The organism is Pseudomonas sp. OV226, from assembly GCF_003148705.1.
Lineage (GTDB): Bacteria > Pseudomonadota > Gammaproteobacteria > Pseudomonadales > Pseudomonadaceae > Aquipseudomonas.
The window spans coordinates 14,543-35,276 of record NZ_QGGS01000016.1; the positions used below are offsets into that span (position 1 = coordinate 14,543).

At 61.8% G+C, this 20,734-nt stretch carries 18 protein-coding genes; 4 read left to right on the plus strand and 14 right to left on the minus strand.

Going from position 1 to position 20,734, the window contains the following annotated elements; all coding sequences use genetic code 11:
* Positions 1 to 72 precede the first annotated feature (72 nt).
* The 8 genes from moaA to C7534_RS21900 form a co-directional block, all read right to left on the minus strand.
* On the minus strand, positions 73 to 1,065 hold the full coding sequence (moaA, locus tag C7534_RS21865; RefSeq protein WP_109787011.1) for a GTP 3',8-cyclase MoaA: 993 nt from the start codon (positions 1,063 to 1,065) through the stop codon (positions 73 to 75).
* Positions 1,066 to 1,087: 22 nt separating this feature from the next.
* Complete coding sequence (locus C7534_RS21870; protein ID WP_046028061.1) at positions 1,088 to 2,050, minus strand: peptidylprolyl isomerase; 963 nt, start codon at positions 2,048 to 2,050, stop codon at positions 1,088 to 1,090.
* A 10-nt stretch (positions 2,051 to 2,060) separates the two neighbouring features.
* Positions 2,061 to 2,741, minus strand: a complete 681-nt coding sequence (narI, locus tag C7534_RS21875; RefSeq protein ID WP_046028062.1) for a respiratory nitrate reductase subunit gamma — start codon at positions 2,739 to 2,741, stop codon at positions 2,061 to 2,063.
* A complete protein-coding gene (gene narJ, locus C7534_RS21880) occupies positions 2,734 to 3,489 on the minus strand; it encodes a nitrate reductase molybdenum cofactor assembly chaperone (RefSeq protein WP_109787012.1) in 756 nt (251 codons plus the stop codon). The genes narI and narJ overlap by 8 nt, the downstream gene beginning before the upstream one ends.
* A 2-nt stretch (positions 3,490 to 3,491) precedes the next feature.
* Positions 3,492 to 5,030, minus strand: coding sequence for a nitrate reductase subunit beta (narH, locus tag C7534_RS21885; protein ID WP_046028064.1), 1,539 nt, complete (start codon positions 5,028 to 5,030; stop codon positions 3,492 to 3,494).
* A 9-nt stretch (positions 5,031 to 5,039) separates the two neighbouring features.
* Positions 5,040 to 8,807: a nitrate reductase subunit alpha gene (locus tag C7534_RS21890; RefSeq protein WP_109787013.1), complete on the minus strand. Its 3,768-nt coding sequence runs from the start codon at positions 8,805 to 8,807 to the stop codon at positions 5,040 to 5,042.
* A 69-nt stretch (positions 8,808 to 8,876) separates the two neighbouring features.
* Positions 8,877 to 10,274 (minus strand): NarK family nitrate/nitrite MFS transporter, encoded by a 1,398-nt coding sequence (locus tag C7534_RS21895; RefSeq protein WP_046028069.1) that lies wholly within the window; start codon positions 10,272 to 10,274, stop codon positions 8,877 to 8,879.
* Positions 10,252 to 11,556 carry an MFS transporter gene (locus C7534_RS21900; protein ID WP_046028070.1) on the minus strand — a complete coding sequence of 435 codons (1,305 nt, stop codon included), beginning with the start codon at positions 11,554 to 11,556 and terminating at the stop codon, positions 10,252 to 10,254. The genes C7534_RS21895 and C7534_RS21900 overlap by 23 nt, the downstream gene beginning before the upstream one ends.
* A 313-nt stretch (positions 11,557 to 11,869) precedes the next feature.
* Here C7534_RS21900 and C7534_RS21905 point away from each other — a divergent pair, with 313 nt between their 5' ends.
* From C7534_RS21905 to C7534_RS21920, 4 genes are all read left to right on the plus strand, one after another.
* Positions 11,870 to 13,672: a HAMP domain-containing protein gene (locus C7534_RS21905; protein WP_109787014.1), complete on the plus strand. Its 1,803-nt coding sequence runs from the start codon at positions 11,870 to 11,872 to the stop codon at positions 13,670 to 13,672.
* Positions 13,669 to 14,316, plus strand: coding sequence for a two-component system response regulator NarL (narL, locus tag C7534_RS21910; protein WP_109787015.1), 648 nt, complete (start codon positions 13,669 to 13,671; stop codon positions 14,314 to 14,316). The genes C7534_RS21905 and narL overlap by 4 nt, the downstream gene beginning before the upstream one ends.
* Positions 14,317 to 14,402: 86 nt before the next feature.
* Positions 14,403 to 15,080 carry a Crp/Fnr family transcriptional regulator gene (locus tag C7534_RS21915; protein ID WP_046028074.1) on the plus strand — a complete coding sequence of 226 codons (678 nt, stop codon included), beginning with the start codon at positions 14,403 to 14,405 and terminating at the stop codon, positions 15,078 to 15,080.
* 82 nt (positions 15,081 to 15,162) lie between these two features.
* Positions 15,163 to 15,561 (plus strand): putative zinc-binding protein, encoded by a 399-nt coding sequence (locus tag C7534_RS21920; protein WP_046028075.1) that lies wholly within the window; start codon positions 15,163 to 15,165, stop codon positions 15,559 to 15,561.
* Between the two features lie 67 nt (positions 15,562 to 15,628).
* Here C7534_RS21920 and ubiT read toward each other — a convergent pair whose 3' ends face one another.
* The 6 genes from ubiT to pdxH all read right to left on the minus strand — a co-directional run bounded on the left by ubiT (position 15,629) and on the right by pdxH (position 20,675).
* Positions 15,629 to 16,099, minus strand: coding sequence for a ubiquinone anaerobic biosynthesis accessory factor UbiT (gene ubiT / locus C7534_RS21925; RefSeq protein WP_109787016.1), 471 nt, complete (start codon positions 16,097 to 16,099; stop codon positions 15,629 to 15,631).
* Positions 16,093 to 16,983: a U32 family peptidase gene (locus C7534_RS21930; RefSeq protein ID WP_046028078.1), complete on the minus strand. Its 891-nt coding sequence runs from the start codon at positions 16,981 to 16,983 to the stop codon at positions 16,093 to 16,095. Before C7534_RS21930 ends, ubiT begins: the two co-directional genes overlap by 7 nt.
* A gap of 10 nt (positions 16,984 to 16,993) precedes the next feature.
* Positions 16,994 to 17,989, minus strand: a complete 996-nt coding sequence (ubiU, locus tag C7534_RS21935; protein WP_077430427.1) for a ubiquinone anaerobic biosynthesis protein UbiU — start codon at positions 17,987 to 17,989, stop codon at positions 16,994 to 16,996.
* 124 nt (positions 17,990 to 18,113) lie between these two features.
* Positions 18,114 to 19,349 (minus strand): molybdopterin molybdotransferase MoeA, encoded by a 1,236-nt coding sequence (locus C7534_RS21940; protein ID WP_109787017.1) that lies wholly within the window; start codon positions 19,347 to 19,349, stop codon positions 18,114 to 18,116.
* Positions 19,346 to 19,900: a molybdenum cofactor biosynthesis protein B gene (gene moaB / locus C7534_RS21945; RefSeq protein WP_046028081.1), complete on the minus strand. Its 555-nt coding sequence runs from the start codon at positions 19,898 to 19,900 to the stop codon at positions 19,346 to 19,348. Before moaB ends, C7534_RS21940 begins: the two co-directional genes overlap by 4 nt.
* A 127-nt stretch (positions 19,901 to 20,027) precedes the next feature.
* Complete coding sequence (gene pdxH / locus C7534_RS21950; RefSeq protein ID WP_109787018.1) at positions 20,028 to 20,675, minus strand: pyridoxamine 5'-phosphate oxidase; 648 nt, start codon at positions 20,673 to 20,675, stop codon at positions 20,028 to 20,030.
* Positions 20,676 to 20,734 lie beyond the last annotated feature (59 nt).

Consider the following 20,734-nt stretch of genomic DNA (forward strand, 5'->3'; position numbering starts at 1 on the left):
CGACATCAAGAATCACCGGCAAAAAAAATCGCCCGAAGGCGATTGATTAAAACCGTTGCCTGGCGGTTCGTTTCACCCTCCGCTCATGTTCATGAATCGCACCAACTGCACCGTCCCTTCGGGGTTGAAATCGTGACGCAGCGGCTTGTGGCGCAAGGCCTGTTGCACCGCGTTGATCAAGGGCTGATCGTCCAGCGGATAGCGGCGCAACAAGCCGCGCAAGTCCAGCGCATCGTCCTGTCCAAGGCACAGCAGCAGCCGCCCTTCAACGGTCATTCGCACCCGGTTGCAGGTGCCACAGAAGTTGTGGCTGTTGGGCGAGATAAAACCGATCCGGGTGTCGGGATGCTGTGCCAGGCGCACATACCGCGCCGGGCCACCGCTGTTTTCCGTGCTGTCGAGCAACGGATGACGGCTGGCGATCAGCGCCCGGACCTCGTCGCTGGAACAGAACGACTCGCCCCGGGCACGGCCGACATCGCCCAACGGCATTTCCTCGATGAAACTGATATCGATGTGCTGATCAATGGCGTATTGCACCAGTGGCAGCACTTCATCGAAGTTGCGTCCTTTCATCACCACGCAGTTGAGCTTGACCCGCTCGAACCCCGCACCACAGGCCGCCTCAATGCCAGCAAGGACCTGATCGAGATCGCCGTTGCGGGTGATCGCGAGAAACTTTTGCGGGTCCAGGCTATCGAGGCTGATGTTCATCCGCTTGACGCCGGCCTCTACCAGCGGCCGGGCCAGACGTTGCAGTTGTGAACCATTGCTGGTCATCACCAGCTCGCGCAAACCCGGCAAGGCGGCAATGTGGCGGCAGAGGTCGACGATGCCGGGGCGAATCAACGGTTCGCCCCCTGTCAGGCGGATCTTGCGCACACCCAGGCCGACGAACAGCGTCGCCAGGCGCTGCAACTCCTCCAGGGTGAGCACCTGCTGGCGCGGCAGAAACGTCATGTTTTTAGCCATGCAATACACACAGCGAAAATCACAACGGTCCGTCACCGACATCCGCAAATAGTCGATCTGCCGTCCAAACCCATCCTGCATCAGCGTGCCCATCACATTCCCCTTGATCACACACTCACTGCACCAGCGGCGAGTCGGCGCCCTGTAAGTGAATACCGCGAATATCTGCCGCACCGATCAGGGTTTGCAGGTACTGCACCAGCGCCTTTTGCCAGACACCCTGTTGCAACTGGGTGCGGATCGCCGTCGAGACCACTTCATAGGGCAAGGCCTTGCCTTCGATCCGCTGATCGACGCTGACGACGTGCCAGCCAAACCGGCTTTCCAATGGCTTGCTGGCCAAACCCGGGGCCAGGGTGAACAACTGCCGCTCCAGTTCCGGCACCGTCTGGCCTTTGCTGATCTGCCCCAGCGACCCGCCCTGGGCTTTCGACGGGCAGGCCGAGTATTTCTGCGCCAGCTCGGCGAAACTGCCCGGCAAATCCGCCAGGCGTTGCAGCAGGAGTTCAGCCTGAACGTGCGCCAGGCTGCGCGCCTCGGCATCGTCCGGCGCGCATTCGAGCAGGATGTGCCGCACCGCCAGCAACGGCGCACTGTGAAAGCGGGCACGGTTGCTGTCGTAGTAACGCTGACAGGTGGCCTCGTCACACTCGGGCACCTGCACCTCGCGCTCAAGCAACAAACGCGTGGCGGCCTCCTCTTCGTTTTCGCCAGCACCCAACTCCAGTGACAAGTCGAGCTCGGCGATGCGCTGCTGCAGCAATTCGCGGATCACCAGTGCCCGGGCGGCGTGGTACACCGCCTCTTCACGGCTGGGCGCCGGATGATATTGCAGCTCCCGGGCCATGGCCTCCGGGGTAATCGACACCTCGTTGACGCTGATGATCGGCCATTCCTGCTCACTGCTGGCGATCAGTTGCGCAGGGGCTTCGTCAGCCTGCGCGGGTTCTGGGTGTGGTGGTTCAAACATCACCGCCCCACCCTCCTCGATTTCGGGCATCACCGGTTCCGCGGGGCGTGAAGAACCACAACCGCCGCTGCCACCGTTACCGCCGCCACATCCACATCCACCTGACATGATTGCCTCCTCAGATTTTCTGCCGAACGATTTGATAGCGACGTCCCAGGTACCAGACCGGCGCACTGATGATGTGTACCAGACGGGTGAACGGGAACAGCACGAACAGGGTCAGGCCGAGCAGCACGTGCAGCTTGTAGACCAGGCCAACCGGTGCCATCGCCGTCGCGGCTTCCACCGGCCGCAAGAGCACGGTGTTCTGTGCCCAGTCCGCGAGCATCACCATCACCGAGCCGTCCATGTGTTCAGTGGACGCCACGATGGTCAGCAAGCCGAGCACCAACTGCGCCAGCAGCACCAGCAACACCAGGATGTCCGAGGTGCTGGACGTGGCGCGCACGCGCGGGTCGCTCAGGCGCCGTTTCACCAGCATCAGCAAACCGACCAGGCACAACAGGCCGAAAAAGCCGCCGGAGACCATCGCCAACAATTGCTTGTGCTCGGTGCTGATCACATGGTGATAGACCGACGCCGGGGTCAGCAGGCCGACGAAGTGTCCGGCCAGCACAAACAGCACACCGATGTGGAAAAAATTGCTCGCCACGCGCATCCCGCGATTGTTCAGCATCTGGCTGGAACCAGCCTTCCAGGTGTACTGCGAGAGATCGAAGCGTGCCCAACTGCCCAGCAGACAGATCGCCAGCGCGACATAGGGATAAACCCCGAACAACAACAGGTTCCACTTAGACATTGCGTACCTCCGCGGCGGGCACGCTGGCCACGCCTTCATGCTGAAAATCGACCCAGTGCAGCGGTACCGCGCTTTCTTCCCGGGCCTTGCCCGGCGCACTTGGCTGCGAGCCACAACGGTCTTGCTGTTCGGCCTGGAGGAAGTCCACCGCCTCCTCTTCCCACACCTTGTCCAGCGCCTCCAGCGAGTCATCCCTGGATTCGGCGGCGACCTGCGCACGCAATTGCGCGACCGCCTCCTGCGGTTCGGCGCCGGCAATTTGCAGCAGTGCCCGGAAGCAACTGGCGTACGCGCTTTCGCGCTCCTCCAGACGGGCCGCCAGCAACGCCAACAGGTGCGAAACATCGGCCAACCCTTCGCGGGCTTCGAGGTCGTCACGGGTGGACAGGAACTCCAGGTACAGCGGGATATAGTCCGGCAGCTCTTTGACGCCGATGGCAAAACCGGCGGCTTCGTACTGCGCCATCATGTCGACCATCGCCTGGCCACGGTCGCGGGACTCACCGTGGACATGCTCGAACAGCAGCAGTGACAGCGAGCGACCGCGACCGAACAAGGCACCGTAGTGCTCCTGTCCGTCCATGAGGTCGTTGCCGCAAATCAGCTCCATCAATTCGAACAACGCCCCCCGTTGCCGAGGGCTGATTTCCCGTGACTGGTGGATGGCCTGCTCGAGTTCATCGCGACCGAAAACCAGGCTTTGGGTCGGGTAATCGAGCAGCAACGAAATAACCTTGAGAATGCGCATGCTCATTCCTCCCACAACTGCACGGTTTTCAGGATGTCGCGGCGGTTGGCCTTCTTCGCCCCGAACATGTTGGTGTCGGAACTGCCGCTGCAACCGCTGCCGAAACTGAAGCCGCAGCCGGAACGCTCGGCGAACGCGTCGCTCATGGCGTCTTCCCGGTGTGCGCTAGGCACCACAAAACGGTCTTCATAGTTGGCGATCGCCAGGTAGCGGTACATCTCCTCGACCTGATTCACGCTCAGCCCGACATCCTTGAGCACTTGCAGGTCCTGAACCCCGTCCACCTGTTCGGAGCGCTTGTAGGCACGCATCGCCAGCATGCGTTTGAGCGCACGCTTGACCGGTTTGACATCACCGGCAGTCAGCATGTTGGCCAGGTAACGCAGGGGAATGCGCAGGCTGTCGACATCCGGGATGACGCCGTTCATGCCCACGGTGCCGGCGGCCGCCGCGTTCTGGATCGGCGACAGTGGCGGTACATACCAGACCATCGGCAGGGTGCGGTATTCAGGGTGCAATGGCAGCGCGAGCTTCCAGTCCACGGCCATTTTGTAGACCGGCGAACGCTGCGCCGAGTCGATCACCGACTGCGGCACACCGTCGGCCAGCGCCTGGCGAATCACGGCCGGGTCGTTAGGGTCGAGGAAGATCTCCAGCTGCTTCTCGTAGAGGTCCTGCTCATTGGCGGTGCTGGCCACTTCGCTGATGCGGTCGGCGTCATACAACAGCACACCGAGGTAACGGATGCGCCCGACACAGGTTTCCGCGCAGACCGTCGGCATCCCGGCTTCAATACGCGGGTAGCAGAAAATGCACTTCTCGGACTTGCCGCTTTTCCAGTTGAAATAGATCTTCTTGTACGGGCAGCCACTGATGCACATCCGCCAGCCGCGGCACTTCTCCTGGTCGATCAGGACAATCCCGTCTTCCTCACGCTTGTAGATCGCCCCGCTCGGGCAGGACGCCGCGCACGCCGGGTTCAGGCAGTGCTCGCACAGGCGCGGCAAATACATCATGAAGGTGTTTTCGTATTCGCCGTAAATGTCCGCCTGGATCTTGTCGAAGTTCTTGTCCTTGCGCCGCTTGGCAAACTCGGTGCCGAGGATCTCCTCCCAGTTCGGGCCCCACTCGATTTTCTCCATGCGCTTGCCGGAAACCAGCGAACGCGGGCGTGCGGTGGGCTGGTGCTCACCCAGCGGCGCGGTGTGCAAGTGCTGATAATCGAAGTCGAAGGGTTCGTAATAGTCGTCGAGACTCGGCAGGTCCGGGTTGGCAAAAATATTCGCCAACACGCGGAATTTGCCGCCGATGCGCGGGTTGATCGTGCCGTTGGCATTGCGAACCCAGCCGCCCTTCCACTTGTCCTGGTTTTCCCATTCTTTCGGGTAGCCGATGCCGGGTTTGCTTTCAACGTTGTTGAACCAGGCGTATTCCATGCCTTCACGGCTGGTCCAGACGTTCTTGCAGGTGATCGAGCACGTGTGGCATCCGATGCATTTGTCGAGGTTCAGCACCATGCCGATTTGTGAACGAATTTTCATGACAACTCCTCAATCCATCTCGGTCGGCAGGGGACGCGGCAGATCATCGCCGGTCGAACCATCGAGCCAGTCGACTTTGGCCATCTTGCGCACCACGACGAACTCGTCGCGGTTGCAACCGACCGTGCCGTAATAGTTGAAACCGTAGGCTTGCTGGGCATAGCCGCCGATCATGTGGGTCGGCTTGAGCACCACCCGGGTGACCGAGTTGTGATGGCCGCCACGGGTCTTGGTGGTTTCCGAACCCGGCACGTTCACGATCCGTTCCTGGGCGTGGTACATCATCACCATGCCTTCCTTGACCCGCTGACTGACCACCGCCCGGGCCGTCAGGGCACCGTTGACGTTGAAGCATTCGATCCAGTCGTTGTCCTCGATACCGGCACGTTTTGCGTCGATTTCCGAGAGCCAGACAATCGGTCCGCCACGGCTCAGCGTGAGCATCAGCAGGTTGTCGCTGTAGGTGCTGTGGATGCCCCATTTCTGGTGCGGCGTGATCCAGTTCAGGACGATTTCGGTTTCGCCATTGCTGCGCTTGCCCTTCACCCCTTCGATGGTCCGCGTGTTGACGGGTGGGCGGTAACTCATCAGTTGCTCGCCGAACGCCTGCATCCACGGGTGATCCTGGTAGAACTGCTGGCGGCCGGTGATGGTGCGCCATGGAATCGCTTCATGAACGTTGGTGTAGCCGGCGTTATAGCTGACGTGATCGTCTTCCAGGCCTGACCAGGTCGGGCTGGAAATGATCTTGCGTGGCTGCGCCTGAATATCGCGGAAGCGAATCGCCTCGTGCGCCTTGGGCAGTGCCAGGTGGCTGTGGTCGATGCCGGTGAATTCCGACAGTGCGGCCCACGCCTTGACGGCAACATGGCCATTGGTTTCAGGGGCCAGGGACAGAATCACCTCGGCCGCATCGATGGCCGTTTCAATTTTCGGCCGCCCTTGGCTGATCCCGGGCTCGCGCTCGCGGTAATTGAGTTCGCCCAGGAATTTCACTTCTTCCTCGGTGTTCCAGTTGATGCCCTTGCCGCCGTTGCCATGCTTCTCAAGCATTGGCCCCAAGGAGGTGAACTGCTTGTAGATGTTCGGGTAGTCGCGCTCCACCACTTGCAGGTTCGGTGCGTTTTTGCCGGGTTGCGGCGCCACGCCCTCACTTTTCCAGTCCGTACCGCCGAAAGGCTGGGCCAGTTCGCCGACGCTGTCATGCATCAACGGCACGGTGACCAGGTCCTGCTCGACACCCAGGTGACCGACCGCCATTTCGGAGAACGACTTGGCGATGCCCTTGTAGATTTCCCAGTCGGAACGCGATTCCCAGGCCGGGTCAATGGCTGCCGACAACGGGTGAATGAAGGGGTGCATGTCCGAGGTGTTCATGTCGTCTTTTTCGTACCATGTGGCCGTCGGCAACACGATGTCGGAATAGACGCAGGTCGAAGACATGCGGAAGTCCAGAGTGGTGACCAGGTCGAGCTTGCCGATGGCGCCCTCGTCTACCCACTCGGCTTCGGTCGGTTTGCAGTCGCCGACCTTGCCGATGTCCTCGTTCATCACCCCGTTCTTGGTGCCCAGCAAGTACTTGAGCATGTACTCATGGCCCTTGCCCGACGACCCCAACAGGTTGGAGCGCCAGATGAACATGTTGCGCGGGAAGTTGACCGGGCTGTCGGGCTGTTCGCAGGAAAAACGCAGCGAACCTTCGTGCAACGACTTGACCACGTAGTCTTTGGGCGCCATGCCGGCCGCAGCAGCGTCACGGCAAATGTGCAGCGGGTTGGTGTTCAATTGTGGCGCGCTCGGCAACCAGCCAGCACGTTCGGCGCGGATGTTGTAGTCCAGCGCATGCTCGGGGAACTGGCTCTTGTCTGCCAGCGGCGAGAGCACGTCGTGCATGCTCATCTTCTCGTGGCGCCACTGGGAACTGTGGGCGTAGAAGAAGCTGGTGCCGTTCATCTGGCGTGGCGGACGGCTCCAGTCCAGGCCGAACGCCAGGGGCAGCCAGCCGCATTGCGGACGGAGTTTTTCCTGGCCCACGTAGTGCGCCCAGCCACCACCGGTCTGGCCGACGCAACCGCAGAGCATGAGCATGTTGATCAGCCCGCGGTAGTTCATGTCCATGTGGTACCAGTGGTTCATCGCCGCACCGACGATGATCATCGAGCGACCACGGGTCTTGTCGGCGTTGTCGGCAAACTCACGGGCAATCTGGATCGCCTTCTCACGGCTCACGCCAGTGATCTGCTCTTGCCAGGCCGGGGTGCCGGGCACATTGGCGTCGTTGTAGTCCTTGGCCACGTTGGCGCCGCCCAGGCCGCGATCGATGGCCAGGTTGGCGGCCGACAGGTCGAACACGGTGGCCACTTTGGCCTGGCTGCCATCCGCCAGGGTCAGGCTGCGCACCGGCACACGACGGTACTGCACGGCATCGCCGGCGACGTGCTGGAAGTATTCCTGGGATTCACCGGCGAAGTACGGGAACGCCACTTCCGTGACCTCACCACCGATCAGGCTCAGGGTCAGATCGACTTCACGGCCCTCGCCGCCTTCACGGGCCTGGATGTTCCACTTGCCCTGCTCGCCCCAGCGATAACCGATCGAGCCTAGCGGCGAGACCAGTTCGCCGCTGGCGTCGAGGGCGATGGTTTTCCATTCCGGGTTGTTTTCCTGGCCGAGGTTGTCGGTCAGGTCCGAGGCCCGCAAGAAGCGATCCGGTTGATACCCGGCACCCGGCGCAACACCGAGCATCGATTTGAGCAGCACCAGCACCGGCAGGTCGGTGAAGCGTTTGGCGTAGTCGGTGAAATAGGCGCTCGGCTTGTCCAGGTGGAATTCTTTGAAGATCACATGGTTGAACGCTTGAGCCAGCGCCGCGTCGGTGCCCTGCTTGGGGTTAAGCCACAAGTCGGTGAGCTTGGCCACTTCCGAGTAGTCGGGGGTGATGGCCACGGTCTTGGTGCCCTTGTAGCGAACTTCGGTGAAGAAATGCGCGTCGGGGGTACGGGTCTGCGGAACGTTGGAACCCCAGGCAATGATGTAGTTGGAGTTGTACCAGTCGGCCGATTCCGGCACGTCGGTCTGCTCGCCCCAGACCATCGGCGAGGCCGGTGGCAAGTCGCAGTACCAGTCGTAGAAACTCAGGCAGGCGCCACCGATCAGCGACAGGTAACGGGCGCCTGCGGCGTAGCTGACCATCGACATGGCCGGAATCGGCGAGAAGCCCACCACACGGTCAGGACCGTATTGCTTGATGGTGTAGACGTTGGCCGCGGCAATGATCTCGTTGACTTCCTCCCAGCTGGAACGGATGAAGCCGCCCATGCCGCGCTTGCTCTTGTAGGAGTCGGCCTTGGCCTTGTTCTCGACAATGCTGGCCCAGGCTTCGACCGGCGCCAGCTTCAGACGCGCCTCGCGCCACAACTTGAGCAGTGGCTTGCGGATTTTCGGGTACTTGAGCCGGTTGGCGCTGTAGATGTACCAGCTGTAACTGGCCCCGCGCGGACAGCCGCGTGGCTCATGATTGGGCAGGTCGTTGCGGGTACGCGGGTAATCGGTCTGCTGGGTTTCCCAAGTGATCAGGCCGTTCTTCACGTAAATCTTCCACGAGCACGAACCGGTGCAGTTCACCCCGTGGGTGGAGCGCACGATCTTGTCGTACTGCCAGCGCGAGCGGTAGACATTCTCCCAGTCGCGGGACTCCTTGCGGGTCTCCCCGTGCCCCTCGGAAAACTCGCTTTGCTTGCGATTGAAAAACCGCAGTTGATCCAACAAATGACTCATGGTGCTTTCCTCTCAGGCTTGCTGCGGGGTTCTATGCCCCGCCCGTGCAAGGTTTGGATTCGGTTTCTGTCAGCAGGGCGTCGCAGCACCTTTTCGGGCGTACCACCACCAGGTCACCACAATGCAACTCAGGTAAAAGCCGACGAACATGTAGAAGGCCATCTCCGGGCCGCCGGTCTGGGCCATGGATGTGCCGAAGGATTTGGGAATGAAGAACGCCCCGAAGGCGCCCATGGCCGAGCTGAAGCCCAGGACGGCGGCCGACTCTTTGCCAGCATTTTTCAGGGCCTGTTCACGGACCTCCGGCGCCTTCCCGGCAGCCGCTTTTTCATGCAGGGTGCGGAAGATCACCGGGATCATGCGGAACGTGGAGCCGTTGCCCACGCCAGTGGTGATGAACAGCAGCATGAACATGCCGAGGTAGCCGTAGAAGTTGCCGCCGGTGCCGTTCTGCGGCAGGAAGTGCAGGACGCCGAAGACCATCACAATCATCAGCACGAAGTTCCACAGGGTGACCCGCGCACCGCCGAGCTTGTCCGCCAGCCAACCGCCCAATGGCCGCACCAGTGCGCCTACCAACGGGCCGAGGAAGGCAAATTTCAGCGCAACGACTTCGGGAAACGCGGTCTTGATCAGCAACGGAAAGGCTGCGGAGAAACCAATGAACGAACCGAAAGTGGCCAGGTACAACCAGCACATCAGCCAGTTGTGCTTGCGCTTGAAAATCACTGCCTGCTCGCTGAACGAGGCCCGTGCGCTGGACAAATCGTTCATGCAGAACCAGGCCAGCAAGGTCACCGCAATGATGAAGGGCACCCAGATGAAGCCCGCGTTCTGCAGCCACAGCTGACTGCCGTCTTCGAGTGTTTGCGGCTGGCCGCCGAGGACGCCGAACACCCCGAAGGTGATCACCAGCGGCACACTGAACTGCATGACCGAAACCCCCAGGTTGCCCAGGCCGGCGTTCAGGCCCAGGGCCGTGCCCTGCTGGGATTTAGGGTAGAAAAAGCTGATGTTGGACATGCTCGACGCGAAGTTGCCGCCGCCGAAACCGCACAGCAATGCAATCCACACAAACACGCTGTAAGACGTGCTCGGGTCCTGCACGGCAAACCCCATCCACAACGCCGGCAGCACCAGCGAAGCCGTGCTCAGGGCGGTCCAGCGGCGGCCGCCGAAAATCGGCACCATGAACGAGTAGAAAATCCGCAGGGTCGCACCGGACAACCCCGGCAACGCGGCCAGCCAGAACAACTGGTCAGTGGTGAAACTGAAACCGATGGCGTTCAGGCGCACGATCACCGTGCTCCAGACCATCCACACGGCAAACGCCAGCAGCAGTGCGGGAATGGAAATCCACAGGTTGCGCGTCGCCGTCTGTTTACCGCTACGGCCCCAGAACTCGGGATCTTCCGGGCGCCAGTCATGAATGACCGGCCCCTTGTCAGGCTTTTGCAGTACGGACATGGTTGTCTCCTTGAGCAATGCTGGAAATCTGAGTCGCGTTTGCCACGAGCGGCTTGCCGAGCAGCGGGCGGCGGCGTATTTCGCTGAAGTACATCCAGGCCAGGGACACCCAGACCACGCCGTACAACAACATGAAGCAGGAGGAGCGCACGCCGGTCAGGTCCATCAGCGCGCCGAACAGAATGGGCAGGACAAAGCCGCCCAAACCACCGGCCAGGCCGACGATGCCGGACACCGCGCCCATGTTTTTCGGGTAGTCGTTGGCGATGTATTTGAAGACCGAGGCCTTGCCGAACGCGAAGGCGATGCCCATGACGAACAGCAGCACGGTGAACAGCGCGGGATTGAGGCCGATGTGGAAATCCAGCGGGCCGTTGACGGTTTGCACTTGCAGTTGGGTCTGCGGATAGGACAGCAGGAACAGGCAGATCCAGCTCACCCACAACACCCACCAGGTCACGCTTTGCGCGCCCCAACGATCGGACATCCAGCCACCGACGGCGCGCAGCACGCCGCCCGGCAAGGAGAAGCAGGCGGCCAACAGCGCAGCGCTTTGCAGGCTGAAACCGTATTCCTGCACGTAGTAGCGCGTCATCCACAGCGCCAGGGCGACATAGCCACCGAAGACGATCGAGTAGTACTGGCAATAGCGCCACACCGCCGGGTCTTTCAGTGCGCCAAGCTGCTGGCGAAGACTCGCGCCCGAGGCACTGCGATGCTGCTTGTTGTCTGAACTGAGGAACCAGAACAGCAGCGCAGTGATAAACAGAATTGCGCTGAAGACTTTCGGCACCAGTTGCCAGCTACCGGCGGCAATCAGTGCCGGGGCGAGAAACTTGGTGACGGCGGCCCCGGCATTCCCCGCGCCGAAGATGCCCATGGCAAAGCCTTGGTTGTCCTGGTCGAACCACTTGGCGACGTAGGCAATACCGACGGAAAACGAGCCCCCGGCCAGGCCGACGAACAGGCCCAGGACCAGGAACTGCCAGTACGCCGTGGCATGGCTGATCAGGTACAGCGGCAACACGCAGGACAGCATCAGCAGGAAAAACACGATGCGCCCGCCGAAGCGGTCGGTCAAAAGGCCCAGTGGCAAGCGTGCCAGCGAGCCGGTCAGCACCGGGGTGGCGGCCAACAGGCCGAACTGGGTTTCGTTGAGCTGGAGCAACTCCTTGATGGGCACGCCGAGCACGGCAAACATCATCCACACCATGAAGCACACGGTGAAAGCCAGCGTGCTCATGCCCAGCACCAGGCCTTGTCGTACACGCGGTTGAGTCATCTCGCTCTCCAGTCAATTAGCCATGACGGCAGACTAGAGAGGCCAACCCCGCAAAAACTTGATCCGGATCAACGAAGCCCCGAGGCCCACAAGCCTATGCTTGCGCAGCCTACCTCCAAGGAGGTAGTGCGCAAAAACCTGTAAACCCTTTGTTTATCAGCATCTTGCCGTTTCACTTCAACGGCGTTGCTGGCACCGATCGGTCGACAACTCTTTAGAGGTAGTGCGCCGGGTTCGGCGGCAAAACCGTCAACTGTTGTTCCCTGGAGTTCTGCATGGCCGGTTTTCACGTGTTTACCCAAGGCCTGCGCGAATGATCCGCTGGTTGCGCAGTTCCCTGCCCGCGCGCGCAGGGCTCGCGGTCATCCTGATTGCCGTGCTCGCCCTCGCCAGCTCGCTGAGCGCCGGTCTGATCGCCTGGTTCAGCCAGGGCGACGCGGCGGCGATCAACACCGCAGGCTCGGTGCGCATGGAGACCTATCACCTGAGCTGGAAGCTGGCGTCGGGGGCCGACACCGAAGAACTCGCCCGCGTTGCCCAGAGCTTGCAACAGCGCCTCACCAGCCAGTCCCTCAAGACCGTGCTGGACGACGGCGCCAATCCCGACTTGCAACGCAGCTACCAGCAGCTCCAGCAAACCTGGAACGAAGACTTGCATCCGGCGTTGATCCGCGGCGATGCGACGACATTTCAGGCCGGCGCCCAGCCCTTCGTTGAACAACTGAACCGGTTCGTCAGCCTGTTGCAGCGCCAAAGCGAGCAAAAGCAAACCTGGCAGCAGGTGATACAGGGGGCGGCCCTGTTCACCACCATGATCATCCTGCTGATTGGCCTGTACGAACTGCAATACAGCGTGGTGACCCCGCTGGGGGAATTGGTCGAGGCCACCCAACGCTTTCGCCGGGGCGACTTCAAGGCCCGGGTCAATCATCAGTCTCAAGACGAGCTGGGACAGTTGGCCATGAGCTTCAATGCCATGGCCGAAACCATCGAGGAGTCTCATCGCACCCTGGAAACACAGGTCCTGCAAAAGACCCTGAACCTGCAACAGGCCAACGCCGCCCTGGAATTGCTGTATCAAAGCAGTCGCAGCCTGGCCACACGCCTGGCCAACGCCGAGGGCCTGGACGAATTGATCCGGCGCTTCCAGACGCGCCTGCCCGGGTTGCGCCTGTCGCTGTGCCTGCAAGGCCAATTGCAGGCCCCGGCCCAGCAATTGCTCGCCCTGCATGGCGCCAGCAACCGGGAGGTCTGCGCCAGCAGCAATTGCGCCACGTGCCAGAAGCATCTTCAACCCCACCCGATCACGTTGAGCATCAGCAATCAGGGCAGCGAACTGGGCGAACTCAAGGCCCACTTCATCGATGGGCACGCCCCGCAAGCCTGGGAAACCCAACTGATCCAGGCCCTGGCCAACCTGATCGGCACCTCGCTCTCGCTCAAGCGTCAACGCGAGCAGGACCATCGCCTGTTGTTGCTCGAAGAGCGCACCATCATTGCCCGCGAGTTGCACGATTCTCTGGCCCAGGCCCTGTCGTACATGAAGCTGCAAGTCAGCCGCATGCAGACCCTGATGCGTCGCGGCGAGCCCGTGGCAACCTTGGAAAACGTCACCGCGGAACTGCGCGAAGGGCTGAACAATGCCTACCGCCAGTTACGCGAATTGCTGACCACCTTCCGCTTGCAGATTCACGACGCCGGCCTGATTCCGGAACTCAAGGAAACCGCCGAGGAGTTTTCCCGCCGGGGCGAGTTCCAGGTACACCTGCAGGTCGACAGCTTGGCGTTCGAAATGTCCGCCAGTGAGCAGATCCACATCCTCCAGATCACACGCGAGGCACTCTCCAATTGCCTGCGCCATGCCCACGCGCAAAACGCCTGGCTGCAACTGCGCCAGGACGGCGAGATCGTGCGGCTGTCGATCGAGGACGATGGCCGGGGCTTCAGCGACAGTTGCGATCAGCGCGAGCACCACGGCCTGACCATCATGAATGAACGTGCCCGCAGCTTGCACGGGCAGTTGCAGATCGTTTCCAGGGAGCCTCAGGGCACCCTCGTCCAGATGGAATTCCGACCGGAGTTTCTCGGACAACCCACAAAAGGTAGCGTCACATGAACCCGTCCCCGCAATACCGGATCCTGTTGGTCGACGACCACCCCATGATGCGTCGCGGCATCCGCCAGATGCTCGAACTTGAAGATGATTTCCTGATTGTCGGCGAAGCCGGCCACGGCGAGGAAGCCCTGGCCATGATCGAGCCGCTGCAACCTGACCTGTTGCTGCTCGATAACAACATGCCGCAAATGAATGGCATTGAAACCCTGCGACGCTTGCGGGCCATGCACTGCACCGCCAAGGTGCTGCTGTTTACGGTCTCCGATGCCGAAGACGATATTCGCGATGCATTGCGCCTGGACGCCGATGGCTACCTGCTCAAGGACATGGAGCCCGAGCTGCTGATTCAGTACATCCGCGATGCCCTGGACGGCGCGCTGGTCGTCAGCCCCGGCCTGACCCGGGTCATGGCCCAGGCGCTCCGCTCACCACCGCGCCAGGCCGAGGTCGAGCTGACCGAACGCGAGCGTCAGGTACTCAAGACCATCGCCAGCGGCTTGAGCAATAAAGTGATCGGCCACAAGCTGGGCATCACCGAAGGCACGGTCAAGGTTCATGTGAAGAACCTGCTGCACAAACTGGGGCTGCGCTCGCGCGTCGAGGCTGCCGTGTGGGCGATGGAGCATCTGCGCAACACAGGCTGAGCACCATTCCCCTTTGGAGGTAGTCCGGTGGAGGCATAGGCCATGGGGCCAGCACGCTTTACCATGACCGGTAGCGGAGGTACGCCATGCTGACTCACCCTTCCACCGTTTTAATGTTGCGTCGTCATCACCTGTTCAAGCAATTGCCGGACAAGGTGTTTGAAGAAGTCTGTGGCCTGGCCACGCTCAAACGCCTGAGTTGTCACAGCACGCTCCTGCACCAAGGGGATCCGGCCAAGCGCTTTTTCCTGCTGATCAGCGGCCAGATCAAGCTGTACCGGATCACCGGAGAAGGCCAGGAAAACCTGGTGGAGATCATCCAGCCCGGGCAAACCTTTGCCGAGGCCCTGCTGTTCAGCCAGATCCGTTTTTACCCGGTGAGCGCCACCGCCCTGAAGGACTGCGTGCTGGTCAGCATCGAGGGCAGCCATTATCGCAACGCCCTGGAAGATCAGCCGAAAGTCTGCCTGGCGATCCTGGCGAGCATGAGCATTCACTTGCATCAGCGCCTCAAGGACATCGACACCCTGACCCTGACCAACGCCAGCCGGCGGGTGATCAATTTTCTGTTCCAGGAGCGCGACCCGGTCAACGGCCAGATCGTGCTGCAAGTCTCCAAACGCCTGGTGGCCTCGAAGCTGGGCATCCAGCCGGAAACCTTCTCGCGCATTTTGCATCGACTGGTGGAGAGCGGCCTGATCGCCATGGAGCGCCGCAACATCCGCATCCTCGCGGAAGACGAACTGGCGACTTATCACCCGTAACTGAACCGGTGGACTTGACCCTCATCAAGGCGCAAGGCGTACAACCTTGCACACTGACCGGGTCCACCTGCGGAGAACCTTCATGCCCTCACCCACCCTGCCTCTGGTTTACTCCTGCTCAGGCTGCTCCAACGTTGCCCAACTGGCCAACACCCTGGCGGTGCGCCTGGATCGCCAGGGGCTCGCCGAAATGTCCTGCATTGCCGGGGTCGGTGGGCATGTCAGCGCGCTGGTCAACAAGGCACGCTCGGGACGCCGGATCCTGGCACTGGACGGCTGCCCCTTGCAGTGCGTCGAAAACTGTTTGAAGCAACATGGCCTGCACGCCGACGTGCACCTGATTCTCAGCCACTACGGGCTGCGCAAACGCTATGCCGAGGACTGCACCGAAGCGCAGTGTGATGAGTTGTTTGAAGGGATCAAACAGTTGATAGCCAGTGATGCCCGGCCGCTTGAAAACCGGCAAACCGAAACCCACTGAAAAGGCCTGCCGGGCAAAACAAAACCCGTGTCGGAGCGAGCAGGCTCGCTCCGTTGATGGGTGTCGGTCAGCCTGCCGCCAACCCCTTCCCCGCCCGCTCCAGATTGCGCCACAGCCAGGCAGGCAATACGTCCGGGTCGAGGCTGTCGATCAGGTTCTTCAGGGTCAATCCCAATTCGGTATCCCCCTCGATGACCAGGCGTCGACGGAAAAACAGGGTGTCCGGGTCCTCCTGCCGACTGGCCAGCAACAGAAACTCACGCCAGTTGCCACTGATGGTCACATCGGCCTCGGCCCGCTCGGCAATCTGTAGCCCGTCACGCGATCGACTCAAGTACCAGCAAAGCCCGAGGTCCGGGATGCGCAAGCACAGCCAGCGACCGCGCAACAGGTCGAACTCACCGTCACGCAACGGCTCGGCGAGGCAGCGGTTGAGCGCCTGTTGCAACGCCAGGCGCTGCACCACAAAGGGCACCCGACGAACCAGTGGAAGCACTCGATCGGCACCGTACAACAGCCATTTTTTTCGCTTCAGCACAGGCCAGCCTCCTCAACACGCAACATCCCGGCCTGGCCATGCCAATAGCCATTGCAGCCATCGACAAACAGCGGTGGCGCCTCGCCCTGACGCACCCGTTGCCAGGCCTCAATCACCTCGACCATGCCCTGGGCCCGAGGGCTCAAGCGCACGATGTCCGCGCCGCTGGCCACCAGCCCCGGGTAATCGGCCAGCAGATTAGTCACCTCGGCCGACATCGTCTGAATACCGTTGAGGGTGAACAACGCCTGCCCGGCCTGACTGCTCAGCGCCAACCCATCGGGGTAGTTGATGCAACAGAACTGGCAGTCATCCTTGGGCCGGTTTTCTGCCCGGGCGGTAAAGCAGCGAGCGGAATAGGCCAGGGGTAAATGCCCATAGGCAAAGACTTCCACTTGCGGCACTTCACGGCCCAGCTCGCGCACCTGTTCAAGCACTGCGCGAATCAGCGCTGCCGAACACTCCACCGGCGGCACCCAACGGACCATGCCGCTGTCTTGCAGTTGCGTCAGGGCATGACCGTTGTACAGATTCAGCGCCGGCCCGCCCACAAACGGCAACTTGCGTTCGGCCAGCAGTTGCACCGCGCCCATGTCATTGGCTTCCACCAGCAACTCGCCGTTGTCGCACAGGCGACGCAGGCTGGAGAGTTCTGACGCGGCTTCGATCAGGGTCAGGCTGGACAGCACCAGTTGCGCCTGGCTACACGCCTGCAACTCGCGACCCAGGCCCAGCCATTGATCCAGGGAGAATGCCCGACGCTTCGAGCACACGGTTTCTCCCAGGTAAATCACATCCAGGGGCAGGCTCGACATCTCGGCGTAAAATTGCCCCAATTGTTCCTTGTCCCAGTAATACAGGACCGGTCCCAGGCTCAGCTTCATGTTCAGCCCCTTATTGCCATGATCGATGGTAGGCACCCAGTGTGGTCTGGCTGCCTTCGGACAAACCGGCCAGCACCTGGCGCCATTGGTCTTTGACCTTGAAGCTCTTGGGTGACGCGCGATGGGTGTCGAGGGCCGCGCGCCAGACCCGGGTGACTTGCTCGACATACGCCGGGCTACGCTGGCGGCCTTCGATCTTGACCGCTTCAACCCCGATGGCCGCGAGCTCCGGAAGCAGGTCCAGGGTGTCGAGACTGGTGGGTTCCTCCAGCGCATGGAAGCGCTTGCCGTTGACCAGAAAACGTCCCTTGCACAAGGTCGGATAACCGGCGGATTCGTCAGGGGTGTAGCGGTCGATCAGCACGTCATTGAGCCGTGCGCTCAGGCCTTCGGCATCTTCGCTCCAGCGTACGGCCTTGGCCGGCGAACAGACGCCGCACAAATTGGGAGACTCACCGGTAATGTAGGAGGACAGGTGGCAGCGCCCCTCGGCCATGATGCACAAACTGCCGAAGCCGAAGACTTCGATGGGCACCGGACTGTTGGCCGCGACCTGGCGCACCTGGGCCAACGACAGCACCCGTGGCAGCACCGCACGACGAATGTTGTAGCGCTGCGCATAAAACGCCAGCGCCGCGGCATGGGTCGCGGAACCCTGGACCGACAGGTGCAAGGTCAGTTGCGGGTGGCGCTCGCAGGCATACGCCAGAACCCCGGGGTCAGCAGCGATCAGCGCATCCACGCCAAAATCGGCGGCGCGATCCACCGCGCGCTGCCAGCGCTCCCAGCCCTTGGGCTGCGGGTAAGTATTGACCGCGACATAGAGTTTGCGTTGATGCTGGCGGATGTGTTCGACCGCCGCATCGAACTGCTTGTCATCCATGTTCAATCCGGCGAAATGGCGGGCATTGGTGTCATCACGAAAACCGACATAGACGGCGTCGGCGCCTTGGCGCACCGCCGCTTTGAGCGCAGGCAGGTTGCCTGCCGGGCAGACCAGTTGCATGGGGAATCCTCATCTAGGAACACGTCCGGACCCGCGCCCTGTCTTTCGGACAGGCCCGCAGTGTCGAGTGCGCCGCCAGTCTAGCGAGACCGGCGGCGACGGCCTTGACGGCAATCAATTGCCCTCAATGCATCAGGTCGGCGAAAGACAGGAACGCCACGTTGTCGTGCTTGTGCACCCGATGCTCGCGCTCCACGATGGCCAGGCCATCGGCCCAGCAGGCCGCCGTCAACATGGCCGAGCTCTGCTGCGGATGTAGTTCCACGCGCAATTGCCCGTCGGCATCGGGAACCAGTTTGGCCCGCAAATATTGTCGACGCTTGTTGCTTTGCAGCCAGTCGAAACCGGCCGGCAGCGCCATCGGGCGCGGCATCACCTGACTCACGCCCTGAGCCCTGAGCAGGAACGGACGCACCACCACCAACGCGGTGATCAACGCGGCCGAAGGATTGCCCGGCATGCCAATCCACGGCTTGCCGGCCACCTCGCCGAACGCCAGCGGTTTGCCCGGTTGAATCGCCAGCCGCCAGAAATCCACGCTGCCCAATTCATCGATGGCCCGCTTGAGATGGTCCTCCTCGCCGACCGACACGCCGCCCGAGGTCAGCAGCAGATCGCACTCCGACGACGCCAGGCTCAAGGCATGCCGACTGGCCGCCAACTCATCGGCCATGACCCCGTAGTCATGCACTTCGACGCCCCAGCCGCGCAACAGGGCGGACAGGCAATACCGATTGCTGTTGTAAATCTGCCCGGGCGCCAGTGATTCACCCGGTTCGCGCAACTCGTCACCGCTGCTCAACAGGCACACGCGCAACGGCCGATACACCTCGACCCGGGCAATCCCGGCACCGGCCAGTAGCCCCAATTCCTGGGCGCGCAAGCGCTTGCCGGCCATGAGCAACAGATGCCCCTGGCGGACTTCCTCGCCTTCCTTGCGCACGTGATCGCCCACCGTTGCCGGCGGCAACCAGACCTTGTCGCCCTCGACCTGACAACTCTCCTGCGGCACCACGGTGTCAGCACCCGGCGGCAGCGGCGCCCCGGTGAAAATCCGCACCGCTGTTTTCGCCGCCAAGGGCGAGAACGCCTGTTGTCCGGCGGCGATGCGTCCAGTCAACGGTAGCCAGCCCCCCGCCGCAGGCAGGTCGGCGGCCCTGAAGGCAAAACCGTCCATGGCGCTGTTGTCCCAGGCGGGCAGGTTCAGCGCAGAGTGAATGTCGACTGCCAGCACTCGCCCCAAGGCGTGTTCCAGGGGGATCGTCTGCACCGAGGGTGGCGGTGGTGCCTGGTCGAGCAGATGACTGATGGCCTCGTCCACCGGCATCAACTGGCCGCTGTCGCAGACCCGCCCCGTCATGAGCGCACCTCACAGGCCTCAAGTACCTGCTGCGCCTGAGGCTTGAGGTGAGGGGCGAAATTGCACGGGCCGGTGCGGCTGTCCAGTTGCTCCAGCAGGATCTGGTTCCAGGCGGTGCGGCAGGCGCCCGGCGAGCCGGGAACACAGCACACCAACACCCCGTTGCTCATCCCGGCCAGGGCGCGCGACTGCAGACTGGACATGCCGATTTCCGCCAGGGACACCTGACGGAACAGCTCGCCGAAACCTTCCACATGCTTGTCCAGCAGCGGCAGCACCGCTTGCGGCGTGTTGTCCCGAGCGGTGAAACCGGTGCCTCCGGTCATCAACACCACTTGCACCTCGGGGTCGGCGATCCAGTGCGAGACCTTGGCGCGGATCTGATAGATATCGTCCGGCACCAGGCCTCGGTCGATCAGCACATGACCGGCCGCTTGCAGCAAATCGGCCAGGGTCTGCCCGGAGGTGTCGGTGGCAAAAGTTCGTGTGTCGCTGATGGTCAGCACGGCAATGTTCAAGGGTTGAAACGTGCGTTGCGTCAGATGGGCCATGTTCAAGCCTTCCCGTAGATGAGGGTATGACCAAGCCTGAACCGGAATGGCCAACGAGCCTATTCCTCCAAGGAGGTACCTCGTCAGGATCAAGACGTGCGTTGCCACACGTCCTGTTCAATGCACATCAGGGCGCCAGGCGATTGCGCTGCCACAGACCGTCGACCAGGCGGTAATCCAGACGGTCGTGCAAACGATCGGCGCGCCCCTGCCAGAACTCCATGCGATCAGGGTGCAAACAGTAGCCGCCCCAATGCTCGGGCCTCGGCACGGTCTGGCCGACAAAACGTTTGATGGTGTCCGCCAGCAAGCTTTCAAGCGCTGCCCGATCGGCCAGCGGACGGCTTTGCGGCGAGGCCCAGGCCCCCAGGCGACTGCCGATGGAACGGGAATCGAAGTACGCATCCGACAGTGAGGGGTCAAGCCTGGACACCCGGCCTTCGATACGCACCTGCCGCTCCAGTCCCGGCCAGAAAAATGTCATGGCGGCAAAGGGGTTGGCCGCCAGTTGCTGCCCCTTGTCGCTGTGGTAATGGCCGAAAAAAGTGAACCCTTCATCGCTCAAGCCCTTGAGCAGCAAGACCCGGCAGTGCGGGCGCCCATCACTGTCGACCGTCGACAGCATCATGCTATTGGCTTCGACAGGAGCACACTCGGTGTCGCGGGCCTGTTGCAGCCATTGCCGAAACATCACCAGCGGGTCGTCCATCGTCGCGTCGTCTTGCAGACCATGGTGGGTGTATTGCCGGCGCATTTGTGCCAGGGAAAGAGGCATGACCGTGATCTCCTGAGGGTTTTGTCCAGTGTGCGAGGCACTGCACACGCCCACCTTGA

What these genes read in the sequence shown, in the direction of transcription:
- moaA (WP_109787011.1), bottom strand. Translation starts at nt 1,065, where the DNA reads ATGGGCACGCTGATGCAGGATGGGTTTGGACGGCAGATCGACTATTTG.
- C7534_RS21870 (WP_046028061.1), bottom strand. Translation starts at nt 2,050, where the DNA reads ATGTCAGGTGGATGTGGATGTGGCGGCGGTAACGGTGGCAGCGGCGGT.
- narI (WP_046028062.1), bottom strand. Translation starts at nt 2,741, where the DNA reads ATGTCTAAGTGGAACCTGTTGTTGTTCGGGGTTTATCCCTATGTCGCG.
- narJ (WP_109787012.1), bottom strand. Translation starts at nt 3,489, where the DNA reads ATGCGCATTCTCAAGGTTATTTCGTTGCTGCTCGATTACCCGACCCAA.
- narH (WP_046028064.1), bottom strand. Translation starts at nt 5,030, where the DNA reads ATGAAAATTCGTTCACAAATCGGCATGGTGCTGAACCTCGACAAATGC.
- C7534_RS21890 (WP_109787013.1), bottom strand. Translation starts at nt 8,807, where the DNA reads ATGAGTCATTTGTTGGATCAACTGCGGTTTTTCAATCGCAAGCAAAGC.
- C7534_RS21895 (WP_046028069.1), bottom strand. Translation starts at nt 10,274, where the DNA reads ATGTCCGTACTGCAAAAGCCTGACAAGGGGCCGGTCATTCATGACTGG.
- C7534_RS21900 (WP_046028070.1), bottom strand. Translation starts at nt 11,556, where the DNA reads ATGACTCAACCGCGTGTACGACAAGGCCTGGTGCTGGGCATGAGCACG.
- C7534_RS21905 (WP_109787014.1), top strand. Translation starts at nt 11,870, where the DNA reads ATGATCCGCTGGTTGCGCAGTTCCCTGCCCGCGCGCGCAGGGCTCGCG.
- narL (WP_109787015.1), top strand. Translation starts at nt 13,669, where the DNA reads ATGAACCCGTCCCCGCAATACCGGATCCTGTTGGTCGACGACCACCCC.
- C7534_RS21915 (WP_046028074.1), top strand. Translation starts at nt 14,403, where the DNA reads ATGCTGACTCACCCTTCCACCGTTTTAATGTTGCGTCGTCATCACCTG.
- C7534_RS21920 (WP_046028075.1), top strand. Translation starts at nt 15,163, where the DNA reads ATGCCCTCACCCACCCTGCCTCTGGTTTACTCCTGCTCAGGCTGCTCC.
- C7534_RS21930 (WP_046028078.1), bottom strand. Translation starts at nt 16,983, where the DNA reads ATGAAGCTGAGCCTGGGACCGGTCCTGTATTACTGGGACAAGGAACAA.
- ubiU (WP_077430427.1), bottom strand. Translation starts at nt 17,989, where the DNA reads ATGCAACTGGTCTGCCCGGCAGGCAACCTGCCTGCGCTCAAAGCGGCG.
- C7534_RS21940 (WP_109787017.1), bottom strand. Translation starts at nt 19,349, where the DNA reads ATGACGGGGCGGGTCTGCGACAGCGGCCAGTTGATGCCGGTGGACGAG.
- moaB (WP_046028081.1), bottom strand. Translation starts at nt 19,900, where the DNA reads ATGGCCCATCTGACGCAACGCACGTTTCAACCCTTGAACATTGCCGTG.
- pdxH (WP_109787018.1), bottom strand. Translation starts at nt 20,675, where the DNA reads ATGCCTCTTTCCCTGGCACAAATGCGCCGGCAATACACCCACCATGGT.